10 protein-coding genes are annotated in these 15,030 nt (G+C 70.0%); all 10 read left to right on the top strand.

The window, feature by feature from the left end:
* Positions 1-2: 2 nt before the first annotated feature.
* The 10 genes from G6N51_RS18040 to G6N51_RS18085 all read left to right on the top strand — a co-directional run bounded on the left by G6N51_RS18040 (position 3) and on the right by G6N51_RS18085 (position 15,027).
* The gene (locus G6N51_RS18040) at positions 3-1,976 is read left to right on the top strand and encodes a galactan 5-O-arabinofuranosyltransferase (protein WP_083171797.1); all 1,974 of its coding nucleotides are present in this window, start codon (positions 3-5) and stop codon (positions 1,974-1,976) included.
* Complete coding sequence (locus G6N51_RS18045) at positions 1,973-5,233, top strand: arabinosyltransferase domain-containing protein (protein WP_083171798.1); 3,261 nt, start codon at positions 1,973-1,975, stop codon at positions 5,231-5,233. The genes G6N51_RS18040 and G6N51_RS18045 overlap by 4 nt, the downstream gene beginning before the upstream one ends.
* Before the next feature lie 63 nt (positions 5,234-5,296).
* Positions 5,297-5,620, top strand: a complete 324-nt coding sequence (locus tag G6N51_RS18050; RefSeq protein ID WP_083171799.1) for an ArsR/SmtB family transcription factor — start codon at positions 5,297-5,299, stop codon at positions 5,618-5,620.
* A complete protein-coding gene (locus G6N51_RS18055) occupies positions 5,617-6,102 on the top strand; it encodes an SRPBCC family protein (RefSeq protein WP_083171800.1) in 486 nt (161 codons plus the stop codon). The genes G6N51_RS18050 and G6N51_RS18055 overlap by 4 nt, the downstream gene beginning before the upstream one ends.
* Positions 6,099-6,722, top strand: a complete 624-nt coding sequence (locus tag G6N51_RS18060) for a maleylpyruvate isomerase family mycothiol-dependent enzyme (RefSeq protein WP_083171801.1) — start codon at positions 6,099-6,101, stop codon at positions 6,720-6,722. The genes G6N51_RS18055 and G6N51_RS18060 overlap by 4 nt, the downstream gene beginning before the upstream one ends.
* Positions 6,723-6,787: 65 nt before the next feature.
* Positions 6,788-10,114 carry an arabinosyltransferase domain-containing protein gene (locus G6N51_RS18065; protein WP_083171802.1) on the top strand — a complete coding sequence of 1,109 codons (3,327 nt, stop codon included), beginning with the start codon at positions 6,788-6,790 and terminating at the stop codon, positions 10,112-10,114.
* Positions 10,111-13,338 carry an arabinosyltransferase domain-containing protein gene (locus G6N51_RS18070; protein WP_083171803.1) on the top strand — a complete coding sequence of 1,076 codons (3,228 nt, stop codon included), beginning with the start codon at positions 10,111-10,113 and terminating at the stop codon, positions 13,336-13,338. Before G6N51_RS18065 ends, G6N51_RS18070 begins: the two co-directional genes overlap by 4 nt.
* 154 nt (positions 13,339-13,492) lie before the next feature.
* Entirely contained in the window at positions 13,493-13,999 is a 507-nt protein-coding gene (locus G6N51_RS18075) for a hypothetical protein (protein WP_083171804.1), read from the top strand.
* A 123-nt stretch (positions 14,000-14,122) separates the two neighbouring features.
* Positions 14,123-14,590: a hypothetical protein gene (locus G6N51_RS18080; protein WP_083171805.1), complete on the top strand. Its 468-nt coding sequence runs from the start codon at positions 14,123-14,125 to the stop codon at positions 14,588-14,590.
* Positions 14,587-15,027, top strand: coding sequence for an FHA domain-containing protein (locus tag G6N51_RS18085; protein ID WP_083171806.1), 441 nt, complete (start codon positions 14,587-14,589; stop codon positions 15,025-15,027). The genes G6N51_RS18080 and G6N51_RS18085 overlap by 4 nt, the downstream gene beginning before the upstream one ends.
* Positions 15,028-15,030 lie beyond the last annotated feature (3 nt).

Raw genomic sequence — 15,030 nt, forward strand, 5'->3', positions numbered from 1 at the left:
TCATGCGTAACGCGCTGGCCACCCTGGGCCAGATCGCTCTGGCGGTGGCGGTGGCCGTCGTCGTCGCCATGGTCTCGCTGGTGGCCATCTCCCGGGTGCAGTGGCCGGCCTTTCCGTCGTCGAACCAACTGCACGCGCTGACCACCGTGGGCCAGGTCGGCTGCCTGGCCGGCCTGGTCGCCGTGGGCTGGGCATGGGGGCGTTCGGGCCGGTATCGGTGGGCGGCCCAGCTGGGCGGGCTGGTGTTCGTCTCCGCGTTCACCGTCGTGACGCTGGGCATGCCGCTGGGCGCGACCAAGCTGTACCTGTTCGGCATCTCCGTCGACCAGCAATTTCGCACCGAGTACCTCACCCGGCTCGCCGACAACCCGGCCCTGCGCGACATGACCTACATCGGGCTGCCGCCGTTCTACCCGCCGGGCTGGTTCTGGATCGGCGGGCGGGCCGCCGCGGTGAGCGGGACACCGGCCTGGGAGATCTACAAGCCGTGGGCCGTCACCTCGATCGCCGTCGCCGTCGCCGTCGCGCTGGTGCTGTGGTGGCGGATGGTCCGCTTCGAGCACGCGTTGATCGTCACCACCGCCACGGCCGCCGCGACCCTGGCCTACGGCTCACCCGAGCCCTACTCGGCGATGATCACCGTCCTGCTGCCGCCGGTGCTGGTGCTGACCTGGTCGGGGCTGCGCGCGGGCGAGCGGTCTCCAAGCGCCGACCGCCCGGCTGGCCGGGCACTCGAGCCCGAGCGTGCGGCCAGCCGGGCGCTCGGCGAGGAGGGCGAAAGGGCCGGCGGCTGGGCCGCCATCGTCGGTGCCGGGCTGTTCCTCGGCTGGACGGCCACCTGGTACACGCTGTTGTTTGCCTTCGGCGCGTTCACCGTCGCGCTGATGGCCCTGTGGCTGGCCGGCCTGCGCTGGCGACAAGGAGGTTTCGGGGCCGCGTTGGATCCGCTGCGCCGGCTGGCCGTCATCGCCGTCCTCGCCGCGGCGATCGCGAGCACCACATGGCTGCCGTTCTTGTTGCGGGCCCGCAGCCCGGTCAGCAACTCCGGCAGCGCCCAGCACTATCTGCCGGTCGACGGCGCCGTGCTGACCTTCCCGATGCTGCAGTTCTCGCTGCTGGGGGCGGTCTGCCTGCTGGGCGCGCTGTGGCTGGTGGTCCGCGCGAGGTCGTCGGTGCGGGCCGGCGCCCTGGCCATCGGCGTGCTGGCCGTCTACCTGTGGTCGCTGCTGTCGATGCTGACCACGCTGGCGCGCACCACCCTGCTGTCGTTCCGGCTGCAGCCCACCCTGACCGTGCTGCTGGTGGCCGCCGGGGCGTTCGGCTTCATCGAGGCGGTGCGGGCGCTGTCCGCGCGGAGCCGGGCCGGGGCAAAGGCGACACTGCCGGTGGCCGGGGCGGTCGGCCTGGCCGCCGCGATCGCGTTCAGCCAGGACATTCCCGACGTGCTGCGCCCGGACCTGACCATCGCCTACACCGACACCGACGGCAACGGCCAGCGCGGCGACCGGCGACCGCCGGGCTCGGAGAAGTTCTACCCCGACATCGACCACGCCATCGCGACCGTGACCGGCAGGCCCCGCGACCAGACCGTGGTCATGACCGCCGACTACAGCTTCCTGTCCTTCTATCCCTATTGGGGATTTCAGGGGTTGACGTCGCACTACGCCAACCCGCTCGCGCAGTTCGACCTGCGGGCGGCCCAAATCGAGAAGTGGTCCAAACTCAAGTCCGCCGACGAGCTCGTCCACGCGCTCGACACCTGCCCGTGGCCGCCGCCCACGGTGTTCCTCATGCGCCGCGGCGCCAACGGCAGCTACACGCTGCGGCTCGCCGAGGACGTCTATCCCAACCAGCCCAACGTTCGTCGCTACACCGTCGACCTGCGGGCCGCCCTCTTCGACAGCCCCCAATTCGTCGTGCACAGCGCCGGCCCGTTCGTGGTGGCCATCCGCAAGCCGGCGGCAGGGCACCCATGAGCACCGACACCTCGCCGCCACGCGCCGAAGAACTAGCATCAACCACCGTGACCGACACGGGAACCAACCACCGGATCACCCGGTTGGTTGCCACCGTCGCCGGGTTGCTCGGGGCGCTGCTGGCCATCGCCACCCCGCTGCTGCCGGTCACCCAGACCACCGCGCAGCTCAACTGGCCGCAGAACGGCACCTTCGAGAGCGTCGACGCGCCGCTGATCGGTTACGTGGCCACCGACCTCAACGTCACCGTGCCCTGCCAGGCCGCGGCCGGGCTGGCGGGCCCGGCGAACGCCGGCAAGACGGTGCTGTTGTCCACGGTGCCCAAACAGGCCCCCAAGGCCGTCGACCGTGGCCTGCTCATCCAACGCGCCAACGACTACCTGGTGGTCGTGGTGCGCAACGTCGCGGTGGTGACCGCCCCGCTGAGCCAGGTGCTCGGCCCCGCCTGCCGGCGGTTGACCTTCACCGCGCACGCCGAGAAGGTCACCGCCGAGTTCGTCGGGCTCACCCAGGGCCCCAACGCCGAGCACCCGGGCTCGCCGCTGCGCGGCGAGAAGAGCGGCTACGACTTCCGGCCCCAGATCGTCGGGGTGTTCACCGACCTCTCGGGGCCGGCGCCGCCGGGCCTGAGCTTCTCGGCCACCATCGACACCCGCTACAGCAGCAGCCCCACCCAGCTGAAGATGGCGGCGATGATCCTCGGGGTGGTGCTGACCGCCGTCGCCCTGGTCGCACTCCACCTGCTCGACACCGCCGACGGCACCAGGCACCGCCGCTTCCTGCCGTCGCGCTGGTGGTCGGTCAACGGGCTGGACGCGCTCGTCATCTCCGTGCTGGTGTGGTGGCAGTTCGTCGGCGCCAACACCTCCGACGACGGCTACATCCTGACCATGGCCCGGGTGTCCGAGCACGCCGGCTACATGGCCAACTACTACCGCTGGTTCGGCACCCCCGAGGCCCCCTTCGGCTGGTACTACGACCTGCTGGCACTCTGGGCCCACGTCAGCACGGCCAGCATCTGGATGCGTCTGCCCACCCTGGCCATGGCGCTGACGTGCTGGTGGGTGATCAGCCGCGAAGTGATGCCGCGCCTCGGCCACGCCGTCAAACAGAACCGCGGCGCGGCCTGGACCGCGGCCGGCATGTTCCTGGCCGTGTGGCTGCCGCTCAACAACGGCCTGCGGCCCGAGCCGATCATCGCGCTGGGCATCCTGCTGACCTGGTGCTCGGTCGAGCGCGCGGTGGCCACCAGCCGGCTGCTGCCGGTGGCGGTCGCGTGCATCATCGGTGCGCTGACGCTGTTCTCGGGGCCGACGGGCATCGCCTCGATCGGCGCCCTGCTGGTCGCGATCGGGCCGCTGCGGACGATCCTGCACCGCCGATCCAAACGCTTTGGCGCGCTGCCACTGGTGGCACCCCTGTTGGCCGCGGCCACCGTCACCGCCATCCTCATCTTCCGGGACCAGACCCTGGCCGGCGAGGTGCAGGCCAGCATGCTCAAGCGCGCCGTCGGCCCCAGCCTGAGTTGGTTCGACGAACACATCCGCTACGAGCGGCTGTTCATGGCCAGCCCCGACGGGTCGGTCGCCCGCCGCTTCGCCGTGCTGGCGCTGGTCCTGGCGCTCGGCATCACGGTCGCAATGTCGTTGCGCAAGGGCCGGATTCCCGGCACGGCCGCCGGGCCGAGCCGCCGCATCGTGGGGATCACGATCATCTCGTTCATCGCGATGATGTTCACTCCCACCAAGTGGACCCACCACTTCGGGGTGTTCGCCGGGCTGGCCGGGCCGCTGGGCGCGCTGGCCGCGGTCGCCGTGACCGCCGCGGCGATGCGATCCCGGCGCAACCGCACCATGTTCGCCGCCGCGGTGCTGTTTCTGTCCGCCCTGTCGTTCGCCAGCGTCAACGGCTGGTGGTATGTCTCCAATTTCGGTGTGCCATGGTCGAATTCGTTCCCCGCATGGCACTACGCCTTCGCCACCGCGCTGCTCGGGCTGACCGTCCTGGTGCTGCTACTGGCGGCGTGGTTCCACTTCGTGTCGCCCGATGACGGCCCACCCAAGCCCCGGTCACGCGTGGCGGGAATCGTCCAGTCCCCGTTGGCAATTGCGACGTGGGTGTTGGTGGTGTTCGAGGTGGCGTCGCTGACCCTGGCGATGACGGCCCAGTACCCCGCGTGGTCGGTGGGCCGCTCCAACCTGCAGGCTCTGGCCGGCAAGTCCTGCGGCCTGGCCGAGGACGTGCTGGTGGAACAGGACCCCAACGCCGGCGCGCTGTCGCCGGTGAGCGCCGCGGTGGGCGCCGCCCTCGGCGCGGGCCTCTCGGAAGCCTTCACGCCCAACGGCATTCCCGCCGACGTCCGCGCCGACCCGGTCATGGAGCGCCCGGGTGACCGCAGCTTCATCAACGACGACAGGCTGGTGACCGGCGCCGAGGCGGGCACCGAGGGGGGCACCAGCCCGGCGCCGGGGATCAACGGTTCGGTCGCCCAGCTGCCCTACAACCTGGACCCCGCGCGCACGCCCGTCCTGGGCAGCTGGCGCCCGGGCATCCAGGTCCCGGCCCACCTGCGATCGGGCTGGTATCGGCTGCCGCCCCGCGACCGGGCGCGGCCGCTGCTGGTGGTGAGCGCGGCCGGCCGCTTCGACCCCCGCGAGATCCAGGTGCAGTGGGCCACCGACGAGGAGGCGGCGAGCGGACATCCCGGCGGGTCGTTCCAGTTCGCCGACGTGGGGGCCTCGCCGGCGTGGCGGAACTTGCGGCTGCCGCTGTCGGCCATCCCCGGCAGCGCCACCCAGATCCGGTTGGTCGCCGACGACGAAGACCTGGCGCCGCAGCACTGGATCGCGCTGACACCGCCGCGGATTCCGCAGCTGCGCACGCTGCAGGACGTGGTCGGCTCGAAAGACCCGGTGTTCCTGGACTGGCTGGTCGGCCTGGCGTTCCCGTGCCAGCGGCCGTTCGGCCACCAGAACGGCGTCGACGAGATGCCGAAATGGCGCATCCTGCCGGACCGGTTCGGCGCCGAGGCCAATTCGCCGGTGATGGACAACAACGGCGGCGGCCCGCTCGGCGTCACCGAGCTCCTGGTGAAGCCGACGACGGTGGCCACCTATCTGAAGGACGACTGGTCCCGGGACTGGGGTTCGCTGCAACTGTTGACGCCGTACTACGCCGACGCGCAGCCCGCCCGTCTGCAGCTGGGGACGGCCACCCGCAGCGGCCTGTGGAACCCCGCGCCGCTGCGCAAGACCTGAGCCGCGCCCGCGCCTTCGCCGGAGCCTTGCCGCCCCCATTCCGTAAGTCTATGCTTACCGTTCGTGGCCACTTACCAAAGCGGCGACGTGTGGCTGGCCTTGGCCGACGGGACACGGCGGGCCATCGTGGAACGTCTCGCGCACGGCCCGTCGGCGGTCGGCGAATTGGCTCGCGACCTGCCCGTCAGCAGGCCGGCAGTGTCCCAACACCTCAAGGTGCTCAAGTCCGCCGGGCTGGTGCGTGACCGCGCCGCCGGAACCCGTCGCGTCTACCGGCTCGACCCGACGGGCCTGGCGGCTTTGCGCGCCGATCTCGACCGGTTCTGGACGCAGGCGCTGGCCGGCTACGCCCAAAAGGTCGCCGAGATTACGGGAGAAAGCCCGTGACGCAACGCATTCCGAACATCTCGCACCACGTGGTCGTCAACGCTCCGATCGACCGGGCGTTCGCCGTCTTCACCGAGCGGTTCGGCGACTTCAAACCCCGCGAGCACAACCTGCTGGCCGTGCCGATCGCCGAGACGGTCTTCGAGCCCCGGGCGGGCGGGCACATCTACGACCGCGGCGTCGACGGCAGCGTATGCCGCTGGGCGCGGATCTTGACCTACGAGCCGCCCCACCGACTCGTGTTCAGCTGGGATATCGGCCCCACCTGGCAACCGGAACCCGATCAGTCGAAAACCAGCGAGGTCGAGGTGCGCTTCACCGCGGAGCCGGGCGACCGCACCCGCGTCGACCTCGAACACCGCCATCTGGACCGCCACGGCCCCGGATGGGAATCCGTCGCCGACGGCGTCGACGGCGACGCCGGCTGGCCGCTGTATCTGGATCGCTACGCCCGCCTGCTGCCCGCCGGGAACCGGCAATGACGGCCACCCTGATGAGCATGGCCCGCGACGAGCGGGCCGACCTGGCGGAATTTCTCGCGACGCTCACGCCGCAGCAGTGGGCCGCGCCCAGCCTGTGCACCGGGTGGACGGTCAAAGACGTTGTCGCGCACACGATCAGCTACGAAGAGCTGGGCACGCTGGGGCTGCTAAGGCGCTTCGCGAAGGGCCGTGTCGTGCGGGCCAACCAGGTGGGCGTGGACGAGTTCGCGCACCTGAATGCCCAACAGCTGCTCGACTTCCTGCGTGCCCATCTCCAACCGCGCGGGCTGACAGCGGGTTTCGGCGGAATGATCGCACTCGTCGACGGCACCATCCATCACCAAGACATCCGCCGCGCGCTGGGCCGCCCGCGCACCGTCCCCGCCGACCGGCTCGAGCGGGTCCTCGGCCTGGTGCCCGGCAACCCCAGGATCGGCGCCGGACGCCGGATCAGGGGGCTGCGCCTACGCGCCACCGACGTCGATTGGGCCCACGGTCACGGACCCGAAGTCACCGGGCCCGGCGAGGCGCTCCTGATGGCGATGGCCGGCCGGCCCGCGGCGCTCGCCGACCTCGCCGGGCCCGGGCTGGACACTCTCGCCGCCCGGCTCGCCCACTGACGCCGCGCCGCTGCGCGGCCCCGCGTCCTCAGCTCAGAAAGCGGCTTCGCCTACCATCGAGCCTCGTGCCCCCCGACGGTAATCAGCGATCGCAGCGGATCCCACGGTCGGTGGCCGCCATCGCGGGGATCGTCGGGCTGCTGTTGTGCGCGCTCGTCCCGTTGCTTCCCGTCAGGCAGACCACCGCGACCGTGGTGTGGCCCCAGGGCAGTGCGGACGGGCACGTCACCCAGATCACCGCACCCCTGGTGTCCGGGGCGCCGCGCGCGCTGGACATCTCGATCCCGTGCACGGCGATCGCCACGCTGCCCGCCGGCGGCGGCCTGGTGGTCTCGACCCTGCCCCCCGGCGGAGTCGACGCCGGCAAGAATGGGCTGTTCGTCCGCGCCGACAAGGCCATGGTGGTCGTCGCTTTCCGCGACACCGTCGCCGCCGCTGCCCCGCGCCCGGCCGTCGCCGGCGGCGCCTGCAGCGTGCTGCACGCCTGGGCCGACGCGGGCGCGGCGGGTGCGGAGTTCGTCGGCATCCCCGGTGCCTCCGGAAAACTGTCCCCGGAAAAGAAGCCCCAGGTCGGCGGGATCTTCACGGACCTGAAGGTGCCCGCCCAGCCGGGGCTGTCCGCCCGAATCGACGTCGACACCCGGTTCATCACCTCCCCCACCACCGTCAAGAAGCTGGCGATGGCCGTCGGCGCCCTGGCCGTCCTCACGGCCGTCGTCGCGCTGGCCGCGCTGGACCGCCGCAGCCGCGGCGGCGGCACGCTGGTCAATTGGCGGTCCCCGATCATTTGGCTCGCCCGGTACCGCCCCCGGGCGCGGTGGCGCTCCTGGCGCCGCGTCGGGGTCGCCACCTGGATCGCCGACGCCGGGGTGATCGCGACGCTGCTGCTCTGGCACGTCATCGGCGCCACCTCGTCCGACGACGGGTACAACCTGACCATCGCCCGCGTCGCCCCGAAGGCCGGCTACCTCGCCAATTACTACCGCTACTTCGGGACGACGGACGCGCCGTTCGACTGGTATCTCGGGCTGCTGTCCAGGCTGGCATCGGTGAGCACCGCCGGTGTCTGGATGCGGTTGCCCGCGACGCTGGCCGGGATCGCCTGCTGGCTGGTGATCAGCCACTGGATCCTGCGCAGGCTGGGGCCCGGCCGGGGCGGCCTGGCCGCGAATCGGGTGGCGGTGTTCACCGCTGGCGCGGTGTTCCTGGCCGCCTGGTTGCCGTTCAACAACGGGCTGCGGCCGGAGCCGCTGATCGCCCTCGGCGTGCTGATCACCTGGATTCTGGTCGAGCGCGCGATCGCGCTGCAGCGCCTGGCCCCGGCCGCGATCGCCATCTTCGTCGCGATGCTCACCGCGACGCTGGCGCCGCAGGGCCTGATCGCCGTCGCCCCACTGCTCACCGGGTCGCGCGCGGTTGCCCGGGTGATCCGGCGCCGCCGGGCCACCGACGGGCTGCTGGCACCGCTGGCCGTGCTGGCGGGGTCGCTGTCGCTGATCACCGTGGTGGTGTTCCACTCTCAGACGCTGGCCAACGTCGCCGAGTCGGCGCGCATCAAATACAAGGTCGGGCCGACGATCGCCTGGTACCAGGACTGGCTTCGCTACTACTTCCTCACGGTGGAGTCCAACCCCGACGGATCCATGTCGAGACGGTTCGCGGTGCTGGTGCTGTTGCTGTGCCTGTTCGGCATGCTGGTCATCCTGCTGCGCCGGGGGAAGGTGCCGGGGGTGGCCAGCGGCCCGGCGTGGCGGTTGCTCGGCACCACGGCCTTCGGCCTGCTGCTGTTGACGTTCACCCCGACCAAGTGGGCGGTCCAGTTCGGCGCCTTCGCCGGACTGGCCGGGGCGCTGGGTGCGGTCACCGCGTTCGCGCTTGCGCGGATCGGCCTGCACAACCGCCGCAACCTGACGCTGTACGTGACCGCGCTGCTGTTCGTGCTGGCGTGGGCCACCTCCGGCATCAACGGCTGGTTCTACGTCGGCAACTACGGCGTGCCCTGGTACGACATCCCGCCGGTGATCGCCAGCCACCCGGTGACGTCGATGTTCCTCACGTTGTCCATCCTCACCGGCCTGCTGGCCGCGTGGCAGCACTTCCGGATGGACTACGCCGGCCACACCGAGGTCGAGGACAACCGGCGCAACCGCGTTCTGGCGTCGACCCCGCTGCTGGTGGTCGCGACCATCATGGTGATCGGCGAAGTGGCCTCGCTGACCAAGGGCGCGGTGTTCCGCTACCCGCTCTACACCACCGGCAAGGCCAACCTTGCGGCCATCACCTCGGGGTTGTCCCCGACGAGCTGCGCCATGGCCGACGACGTGCTGACCGAGCCCGACCCCAACGCCGGCATGCTGCAACCCGCGCCCGGCCAGGCCTTCGGCCCCGACGGCCCGCTCGGCGGGAAGGGCCCGGTCGGCTTCAAACCCGACGGCGTCGGCGATGACCTCCGGTCGTACCCGGTGGTGACCAAACCCGGCGTGGTGAACTCCGACGCGTCACCCAACAAGCCCAACGCCGCGATGAGCGACTCGGCGGGCACGGCCGGCGGGAAGGGCCCCGTCGGCGTCAACGGCTCGCACGCGGCGCTCCCGTTCGGGCTCGACCCGGCCCGCACCCCGGTGATGGGCAGCTACGGCGAGAACTCGCTGGCCGCCACGGCGACGTCGGCGTGGTACCAGCTGCCGCCCCGCACCCCGGACCGGCCGATCGTCGTGGTGTCGGCGTCCGGCGCGATCTGGTCGTACAAGGAGGACGGCACCTTCACCTACGGGCAGTCGCTGAAATTGCAGTGGGGGGTCACCCGCCCCGACGGCAGTACCCAGCCGCTGGCCGAGGTGCAACCCATCGACATCGGCCCCGAGCCGGCGTGGCGCAATCTGCGGTTCCCCTTGACCTGGGCGCCGCCCGAGGCCAACGTGGCGCGCATCGTCGCCTATGACCCGAATCTGAGTTCGGATCAATGGTTCGCGTTCACGCCGCCCCGGGTGCCGGTGCTCGAGACCCTGCAGCAGTTGATCGGGTCGCGCACACCGGTGCTGATGGACATCGCGACCGCCGCGAACTTCCCCTGCCAGCGGCCGTTCTCCGAACACCTCGGCGTGGCCGAACTTCCGCAATACCGCATCCTGCCCGACCACAAGCAGACGGCGTCGTCGTCGAACGGGTGGCAGGCCGGCGAGGCCGGGGGTCCGTTCCTCATCACGCAGGCGATGCTTCGTACGTCGACAATCTCGACGTATCTGCGGGGCGACTGGTATCGCGACTGGGGATCCGTGGAGCAGTATTTCCGGTTGGTGCCGGCTGACCAGGCGCCGGACGCCGTGATCGAACAGGGTGTGATGACAGTGCACGGCTGGAGCCGGCAGGGACCGATTCGGGCGCTCCCATGAGCGTGACGGCGGTCGACAAGTCCCACGAGGAGGCGACCTCCCGTCAAGACGTGCGCGTGACGCGCTGGGTCGCGACGATCGCCGGGCTGATCGGCTTCGTGTTGTCGATCGCCACGCCGTTGCTGCCCGTCGTGCAAACGACCGCGACGCTCAACTGGCCCCAGGGCGGCCAACTGAACAGCGTTACGGCGCCGCTGATTTCGCTGACCCCGGTGGACGTGACGGCGACCGTGCCCTGCTCCGCGGTGCGCGCCCTGCCACCCGAGGGCGGCGTCGTGCTGAGCACGGCACCCAAGAAGGGCAAGGATGCCGCGCTGAACGCGTTGTTCGTCGTCGTCAACGGCAAGCGCGTCGACGTCACCGACCGCAACGTGGTGATCGCCAGCGCTTCTCGCGACCAGGTCGCTTCGCCGCAGTGTCAGCGCATCGAGATCACCTCGACAAAAGCCGGCGCGTTCGCCACGTTCGTCGGACTCAAGGATCCGGCGGGCCGGCCGATCAGCGGCGGCTTCCCCGACCCGAACCTGCGGCCGCAGATCGTGGGGGTGTTCACCGATCTCACCGGCCCCGCCCCGGCCGACTTGAAGTTCTCGGCGACCATCGACACCCGGTTCTCCACCACGCCGACGACGCTGAAGCTGGCCGCCATGGTGCTGGCGATCCTGTCCACCATCGTCTCGCTGGTCGCGTTGTGGCGGCTCGACCAGTTGGACGGGCACCGTATGCGCCGGCTCATCCCCGCGAACTGGCGCACGTTCACGCTGGCCGACGTCACGGTGATCTTCGGATTCGTGCTCTGGCACGTGATCGGGGCGAACTCGTCGGACGACGGCTACATCCTGGGCATGGCCCGGGTAGCCGATCACGCCGGCTACATGTCGAATTACTTCCGCTGGTTCGGCAGCCCCGAGGACCCCTTCGGCTGGTACTACAACCTGCTGGCGCTCATGACGCACGTCAGCGACGCCAGCCTGTGGATGCGGCTACCCGACCTGATCGCGGGAATCCTGTGCTGGCTGCTGCTCTCGCGCGAGGTGCTCCCGCGACTCGGACCGGCGGTGGCCTCCAGCAAGGCCGCGAACTGGGCGGCGGGCCTGGTGCTGCTGACGGCGTGGATGCCGTTCGACAACGGCCTCCGCCCCGAGCCGATCATCGCCCTCGGTTCGCTGGTCACCTACGTGCTGATCGAGCGGTCGATGCGCTACAGCCGACTCACGCCCGCCGCGCTCGCGGTGATCACCGCGGCGTTCACCCTCGGTGTCCAGCCCACCGGGTTGATCGCGGTCGCCGCGCTGGTCGCCGGCGGTCGCCCGATCCTGCGCATCCTGGTGCGCCGCCACCGGCTGGTCGGCACGCTGCCGCTGGTGGCCCCGATGCTGGCGGCCGGCACGGTGATCCTGACCGTGGTGTTCGCCGACCAGACGCTGGCAACGGTGTTGGAGGCCACCAGGATTCGCACCGCCATCGGGCCCAGCCAGGCCTGGTACACCGAGAACCTGCGCTACTACTACCTGATCCTGCCGACGGTCGACGGCTCGCTGTCGCGCCGCTTCGGCTTCCTGATCACCGCGCTGTGCCTCTTCACGGCCGTGTTCATCATGTTGCGGCGCAAGCGGGTTCCGGGCGTCGCCCGCGGGCCGGCCTGGCGGTTGATGGGCGTCATCTTCGGGACCATGTTCTTCCTCATGTTCACCCCGACCAAGTGGGTGCACCACTTCGGGCTGTTCGCGGCCGTGGGCGCCGCGATGGCCGCCCTGACGACGGTGCTCGTGTCGCCGAAGGTGCTGCGCTGGTCGCGCAACCGGATGGCGTTCCTGGCGGCGGTGATGTTCGTGCTGGCGCTGTGCTTCGCCACCACCAACGGCTGGTGGTACGTCTCCAGCTACGGCGTGCCGTTCAACAGCAGCATGCCGAAAATCGGCGGAATCACCATCAGCGCAATATTTTTCGCGCTGTTCGCGATTACCGCGGTGTACGCGGCCTGGTTGCACTTCGTCGACACCAGCCACGGGGAGGGCAGAGTGGCGCGGGCACTCACGGCGGCGCCCATCCCCGTCGCCGCCGGCTTCATGGCGCTGGTGTTCGTGGGGTCGATGGTGGCCGGCATCGTCCGTCAGTACCCCACGTACTCCAACGCCTGGGACAACCTGCGCGAGTTCAGCGGGGGATGCGGGCTGGCCGACGACATTCTCGTCGAGCCCGACAGCAACGCGGGCTTCATGGCGGCGCTGCCCGGCGATTACGGCCCGCTGGGACCGCTGGGGGGTGTCAACCCCACCGGATTCACCCCCAACGGCGTGCCCGACCGCACCCTGGCCGAGTCGGTCAAGGAGACGTCGGTCCCGCAGCCCGGGACCGACTACGACTGGGATGCGCCGCTCAAGCTGGCGGCGCCGGGTATCAACGGGTCGACGGTGCCGCTGCCCTACGGCCTCAACCCCGACGAGGTTCCGCTGGCCGGCAGCTACACCCGCGGCGCGCAACAGCAGAGCAAGCTGACCTCGGCGTGGTACCAACTCCCGAAGGCCGACGCCGGGCACCCGCTGGTCGTGGTGACCGCAGCCGGCACGATCGCCGGCAACAGCATCCTGCATCACCACACCAGCGGGCAGACATTGGAATTGGAATTCGGCAGGCCCGGTCCCGGCGGCTCCGTGCTGCCGGCCGGTCGGCTGGTGCCCTACGACCTGTACGGCGAGCAGCCGAAGGTGTGGCGCAACCTTCGCTACCCGCGCTCGCAGATGCCCGCCGACGCGGTCGCGGTGCGGGTGGTCGCCGAGGACCTGTCCCTGACCCCCGACGACTGGATCGCCCTCACCCCGCCGCGGGTACCGGAACTGCGCTCGCTGCAGGAGTACATCGGTTCGACGCAACCCGTGCTGATGGACTGGGCTGTCGGGCTGGCCTTCCCGTGCCAGCAGCCGATGCTGCACGTCAACGGCGTCACCGAGATCCCCAAGTTCCGCATCACCCCGGACTACAACGCCAAGAAGCAGGACACCGACACCTGGCAGGACGGCGTCAACGGCGGCCTGCTGGGCATCACCGATCTGCTGCTGCGGGCTCATGTCATGTCGACCTACCTGTCCCACGACTGGGGCCGGGACTGGGGCTCGCTGCGCAAGTTCGACACCATCGCCGATGCCCGGCCCGCGCAGCTCGAACTCGGCACCGCAACCCGCAGCGGGTGGTGGTCACCGGGCCAGATCCGCATTAAGCCATAGCGGCTCAATAAACAATTGCCGCCGTAATTTGTCAACCGCCCAATAAGTACAGGAATTGACGGTTGAGTAATTGCCGGAAATAGGTTTGATTTCGTCGCGTCCGGGTTACTAACTAACCGCTGTGATCCACTTCACACGGGAAAATAGGTGCCCCATGACTGCGCTGACACCCCTTGGAACATGTGCGGCGGCGTTCGTCGCGGCGATCGCCCCGGCAACGACGTTCGCAATCACCACGGCGGCCGCCGAAGGTGGCACCACCGTCGTCCTGGACAACTATTTGCGGCGCTGCGATTTCAGCCGCGTCGGCGTCGCGCCCAAGGTGCCGAACCCGATGCTGGGTACGGGGTCGGCCCTCATCCATACCACCGGGTCACGGGCGGTGGCCGAGGTACATCTCTACGACGAACCCGAACCCGGCACCCACTTCGACGTCGGGCTCATCGAGATGCCGCGGCCGGCGACGGGCACCTGCGGACCGGGCGACCCGGGCACCGCCTTCACCGGCATGGACACCGACGCGGCGGGCAACGGCACGGCGACCGTGCAAGACACCATTCGGCCGGGAACCACGGGCGTGTGGGTGATTATCGAGCGGCGCAACGCGAACTCGCAGAATCCGGCGGAGTTTTACACTTCCGAGTTCGTGGCGCCGGTATAACCGCGGTCCCGCTATCACTTCGGTCCCGCCCAGGCAGTGCCATAAGTCCCTATCTCGACGCCCCGGTCAAGTGCTCCGATAATGGGCATCGCCGAATGACGGCGTCCGATGAGAGGCACGGCAATGAACGTTTCACCACAGTCACCGGCCCCGACACGCTTTTTGGCCCGCGTGCTCGGCCCCTTCCTCGTCGTCGTCGACGTGACGGCGGTGGCGCGGGCCTCCGACATGCAGACGCTGCTGTCGCAATTCGAGGCGAATTCGATGTGGACGTTTGTCACCGGCGCCTTCATCCTGCTGCTCGGCCTGACCATCGTTGCCGCCCACCAAAGCTGGCGCGGCCCCGCGGCCGCCATCGTTTCCCTGCTCGGCTGGCTGATCGTGCTTCGCGGGCTGCTGCTGGTCGCCTTTCCTAAATTCTTCGCCTCGATGGCCGATGCGATGATCGGCGCGCAGGGCTGGTGGATCACGCTGTGCGTGGTCTTCGCCCTGGTCGGCCTCTACCTGACCTACGTGGGCTGGGCGCCCGCACCGAAGCGGCCGACATCGCAAGCGGCGGCGGCCAATCCGGACCTGCCGCGAGCCGCGTGAGCAACACGGGGTCGACGCCGCACCGGCCGACTCAGCGGGAAGGCTCGGAGGAACTCACCGGTGACATCGGTACGGCGGTGCCCGCCGAGTTCGACGCGCCGGCAACCCAAGCGGCGGGCGGGGACAGGCCGGCGCTGAGCCCGGGCTCGGCGCTGCTCGTCGTCACCCGCGGGCCCAACGCCGGGTCACGGTTCCCGTTGAACCAACCCGTCATGGCCGCGGGCCGGCATCCGGAAAGCGACATCTACCTCGACGACATCACGGTCAGCCGCCGGCACGCCGAATTCCTCAGCGAGGGTGGCCAATTCCGTATCGTCGACGTGGGCAGCATGAACCACACCTATCTCAACCGGGAGCCCGTCGACGAAGCGGTGCTGGCCGACGGCGACGAAATCCAGATCGGCAGGGTCCGTCTGCTTTTCGTCACCGACGCGTAGCGT

This window comes from Mycobacterium paraseoulense (genome assembly GCF_010731655.1).
GTDB classification, from domain to species: Bacteria; Actinomycetota; Actinomycetes; order Mycobacteriales; family Mycobacteriaceae; genus Mycobacterium; species Mycobacterium paraseoulense.

Excerpts from the sequence above, each read along its gene's own strand:
- G6N51_RS18040 (WP_083171797.1), top strand. The coding sequence starts at position 3 with ATGCGTAACGCGCTGGCCACCCTGGGCCAGATCGCTCTGGCGGTGGCG.
- G6N51_RS18045 (WP_083171798.1), top strand. The coding sequence starts at position 1,973 with ATGAGCACCGACACCTCGCCGCCACGCGCCGAAGAACTAGCATCAACC.
- G6N51_RS18060 (WP_083171801.1), top strand. The coding sequence starts at position 6,099 with ATGACGGCCACCCTGATGAGCATGGCCCGCGACGAGCGGGCCGACCTG.
- G6N51_RS18070 (WP_083171803.1), top strand. The coding sequence starts at position 10,111 with ATGAGCGTGACGGCGGTCGACAAGTCCCACGAGGAGGCGACCTCCCGT.
- G6N51_RS18075 (WP_083171804.1), top strand. The coding sequence starts at position 13,493 with ATGACTGCGCTGACACCCCTTGGAACATGTGCGGCGGCGTTCGTCGCG.
- G6N51_RS18080 (WP_083171805.1), top strand. The coding sequence starts at position 14,123 with ATGAACGTTTCACCACAGTCACCGGCCCCGACACGCTTTTTGGCCCGC.